Source organism: Streptomyces yerevanensis (assembly GCF_000716805.1).
GTDB classification, from domain to species: Bacteria; Actinomycetota; Actinomycetes; order Streptomycetales; family Streptomycetaceae; genus Streptomyces; species Streptomyces flaveus.
Window position 1 is genome coordinate 1 of record NZ_JNWJ01000162.1, and the last position, 2,418, is coordinate 2,418.

The following is a 2,418-nucleotide window of genomic DNA, read 5'->3' on the forward strand; positions in this document are numbered from 1 at the left end:
GCACCGGTAGGCCGTGGGCGAGGTGCCTGCGAGGCAGGCCCTTTTCCCACGACCCCCGGTCCGAACCGGACGTGCCCGTTTCCAGGCATCCGGCTCTCCAGTGATCACTCCGTGACCGCTATCGCCGGTTGCCGTCCGTGGATTGAGTCGTGGCATGCCTTGCAGACCACGAGGGTCTTGCGCCGCATCTGAGCCATGACTTGTGCCCACGCTGGCTGCGACCACCCCGGTCTCGTGAGGTCCGCCAGCCTGCGGACCTGGTGTACTTCCACCTGCGAGCGTTGCTCACACGACTCGCAGCGGCCCGCGAGGAGTCGCGAAACGAGCTCCTTGCGTCGGCCAGAGACTGGAGTTGAGGGGCGATCCTTAAGGATCGCCGTCCTCTGCCGCCGAAGCGGGATACCGCCGAACCTGGCTACCAGTGGTTCCCTGCCTGCCCGTTCAACGCGGGCTTCGTAGCATCTGCGTGGCCCGTACGGCGTTTCGATAGTGGCCCCATGCTTGCGGGCCATCTTCATTACCGACGAGCGATGCTTTGCTGCCAGCGTCCGAAGCATCGACGTCTGCATCACCCAGCACAGGCTGTTGAGTCTCCAGACGTCGCCGGCCAGCAGGTAGTACTGGACCACGCCCCGGTACTGCGACCCGAAGATGGAGACGATCGTGTGGTCGTCGTGGACCATCAGTTCGGGTCGGTGCGCGGGTTTGCCGCGCTTCATGTACTGAGCGCACTTAGCTTTAATCACACTAAAGGGGACACGGAGACCGATCGTTCCGTTGACACACCGGCGTTTCCCGGTGAGTCGGTGGTCCCCGTGCTGGACTGTGATTTCGTAGCCGAGGAACTGTGCCGCACCTGTGCGTGCGTGAGTAATGAGCGTTTTCTCCTTGGACGGTTCCAGCTTGAGGTCGTCGCGCAGGAACTGTGCAAGACGCTCTTTGATCTCCTCAGCTTCGGCATTGGGTCCGATAAATCCGAGAAGGTAGTCGTCGGCGTATCTTACGTACTTCAGCCTCCGATAGCCGGGATCCTGACGATCCTGGCTGGGAAGGCTGCGGAGCTGTTTCTGCAGCTCGCGCACCTCGGCGCGATTGCCCTCGGCGCGTGCACGCGCGATCTTCCTTTCGACTCTCCGATACGCAGGGTTCTTCACCCTGCGCACTCCTCGGGTGTATTCCGGCGTGAGTGTCTGCTCGACAAACTTGTCCAAGCGATCCAGGTAGATGTTGGAGAGAATGGGAGACACGACACCTCCCTGCGGCGCGCCGCTGAGTGTGGCGTTCCAGATCCATTCCTCCAGGTATCCCGCCTGGAGCATATTCCGCAGCAACCTTATGAACCGGTTGTCGTGGATCCTCTCCGCCAGGAGCGAAAGCATGACGTCGTGGTCAAGCGTTCCGAAACAGTCGGAGATGTCCCCTTCGATGAACCATGTTGTCCCGGTCCATTTGTCAGCCACCTCTCGCAGCGCGGTGTGACATCCTCGGCGGGGGCGGAACCCGTGTGAGGCGTCGGAGAATCGTGGTTCGTAATACGCTTCAAGGAGAAGGCGTACTACTTCACCAACGATCTTGTCCGACCAGGATGGCAGTCCGAGCGGTCGCTTCTTCCCGCCCTTCTTCGGGATGTAGATGCGCCGTGCTGGACGGAAGCGGTAGCGCTCGTGGCGCAGCGCATCGGTGATGCGCTCGATCCTGTCCAGGGACATGCCGTCCGCGGTTTCCTCGTCGGATCCTGGCGTCATGGCTCCCTTGTTGGAGTACAGGCGCCCGTATGCCAGTAAGTAGAGCTGCGGGTTGAACAGTTGCCGATAGATCTCATTGAGCGGCAGGCCGCGCTTGCCGCGGTCACGGAGGATACCCAGCACCGTTTCGGCGTCTTGCATTTCGCATACCTCCCGGGTCTTGAATATCCGATCACCTGGCCCCCTTCGCCCTGTGGACGGCTTTCCCGTCCCCCTCGGTGGGACGTAACTCCCACGACTACTACGGGGCCTCCGTCGCCCTAGGGTTCGCACCCTTTAGGCGATCCCACGTTCGTCCTTGTCATACGTAATAGCTCGACTTAGGCTCCCCACTCATCTCCTTGAATGCCCTCATTAGGCATCGTCCTGCTCCCTAGAGGTATGTCGACCTCGCTGACTAGCCGACATAGGGGGCAGCATCGGTTTCAGGCGTCTTTCCGATGGATGCGGAATTTCATCGACTGGAGATTAGGGTTCAGGCAATCCAGCTTTAGCCGTATCGAGCGGGCCTCACAACGCCTCGCTTCATACGCCTGAACGCGACCGTTGCTTTCCTGGCATGCTCTTGTTCCCGTCACCTTTCGGATCGAGGTAAGCCATTAGGCCCAGAAACATCCTCCAAGTTCCTCCCAGCTGAACTGGGAATATGACAAGGCGCCTCGTGGCGCAGCAG

Annotated in this window: 1 protein-coding gene; it reads right to left on the reverse strand. The window is 60.7% G+C overall.

Features of this window, described 5'->3' with window-relative positions:
* Positions 1-104: 104 nt before the first annotated feature.
* A complete protein-coding gene (locus OP79_RS48690) occupies positions 105-1,886 on the reverse strand; it encodes a reverse transcriptase/maturase family protein (RefSeq protein ID WP_078492538.1) in 1,782 nt (593 codons plus the stop codon).
* Positions 1,887-2,418: the final 532 nt, after the last annotated feature.

Bases quoted from the DNA above. Each gene is read 5' to 3' on its own strand.
- OP79_RS48690 (WP_078492538.1), bottom strand. From the start codon at position 1,886: ATGCAAGACGCCGAAACGGTGCTGGGTATCCTCCGTGACCGCGGCAAG.